This window comes from Vibrio sp. 10N.222.52.C3, from assembly GCF_041474195.1.
GTDB lineage: Bacteria > Pseudomonadota > Gammaproteobacteria > Enterobacterales > Vibrionaceae > Vibrio > Vibrio crassostreae_C.
In genome coordinates, this window is sequence record NZ_JBFRTQ010000208.1 from 1 (window position 1) to 500 (window position 500).

General features: G+C 45.8%; 1 protein-coding gene. It reads right to left on the bottom strand.

What is annotated here, in order from left to right; all coding sequences use genetic code 11:
- Positions 1-500 (bottom strand): hypothetical protein (locus AB4517_RS22155; protein WP_372150018.1); only part of this gene is annotated, 500 nt, incomplete at both ends.

A 500-nucleotide genomic window follows, 5' to 3' on the forward strand; every position in this document is an offset into this window, starting at 1 on the left:
TGCTGTTTGAGCAACGTAAGTAAATGTTGTGCCGCTTTGCGACACAGCTTGCCACTCTAAACTTTCTCCATCAGAGGTTAAGCCAGTAAGAACCAAATCTTCATCAACCAGTTCATACTTCACAACACCATCGGCGCCTTCATCAACCGTGAATAACCCATTAATAATGCTATCTTCAGATTGATCTGAACCAATACCAGTAAGATCGTCTTCATCGACAACCATGTCACCAGTCGGCGCCGTCATTACTGGCGCATCATCGAGCACCTCGATTGGCAATACATATTGGTTAGAATCATCGCCATCACCATCGACGGCAACGACATCGAATGGAATCGTTAAGGTATTGGAATTCGGACTTGTAGGATGATTTAGAGGACCTAACAACGTAAAGGTATAAGAGCCATCATTCGCTAGCGCGAGCGTGAAGACAGGAGTCCCGCTTGTCGTCGTACCTTGATAGGTCGTTGTGTTAGTCGCCCCTGTGATTTCTGTAATAG